This window comes from Mycolicibacter sinensis, assembly GCF_001667945.1.
GTDB classification, from domain to species: Bacteria; Actinomycetota; Actinomycetes; order Mycobacteriales; family Mycobacteriaceae; genus Mycobacterium; species Mycobacterium sinense_B.
In genome coordinates, this window is the sequence record NZ_LZJK01000082.1 from 1 (window position 1) to 854 (window position 854).

Here is an 854-nt window from a genome sequence, read left to right on the forward strand (position 1 = left end):
ACCAGCAGCAGCACGATTTCGGTGATCGCCGAATCGGTTTCGGCGATGGTGAAACTGTGTCGGGGGTCGATCAGGAAGTAGTTGAGCAGCAGGCCCGAGACCACAGCCGACAGCATTGCGGGGGCGACGCCGCCGAGGAGGGCGACCACCAGCACGCCGACGAAGAACAGCGCGCTCTCTCCGCCTAGGCGCAGCACCGGATCCAGCCATGCGGTTGTGATCCAGCAGACTAGCGACGGCACGAGCACCGCCGCTAGCCATGGCAGCACACGGCGTTGCCGAGCCGAGAGCGCTCCGCCGCGAAAGCCTTGCCCGGACTCTTCATGAGTCACTATGTGGACATCGATCTTCCCGGACAGCCGCACCACCGTCGCACCGATACCCTCGTCGAGCAAACGTGCCCAGCGGGACCGCCGCGACGTCCCGATCACCAGCTGGGTGGCGTTGACGTCCCGGGCGAAATCCAACAGCGCGGTCGGCACATCGTCGCCGACGACGACGTGCAGCGAGACGCCGAGGCTGGCCGCCAACTCGCGGATCTTGCCGATCCGGGCATCGGGCAAGGGCGAGCGCCCGTCACCGCGCAGCACGTGCAGCGCCAGCAACTCGGCGCTGGACTTCGACGCGATCCGCGAGGCTCGGCGGACCAGCGTCTCCGATTCCGGGCCGCCGGTGACGGCCACGACCACCCGCTCGCGCGCCTCCCAGGTTGCGGTGATCTTTTTGTCGGCGCGGTAGGTGGCCAGGGCGGCGTCTACCTGGTCGGCCACCCAAAGTAGCGCCAGTTCGCGCAGCGCGGTTAGGGTTTCGCCGCGAAAGTAGTTGGCCAGTGCCGCGTCGACCTTCTCCGGCGG

Annotated in this window: 1 protein-coding gene; it reads right to left on the reverse strand. The window is 67.8% G+C overall.

Annotation, left to right across the window (positions count from 1 at the left end):
* On the reverse strand, positions 1 to 854 hold an 854-nt coding region (locus A5694_RS11445; RefSeq protein ID WP_131809571.1), incomplete at both ends, for a DUF4118 domain-containing protein.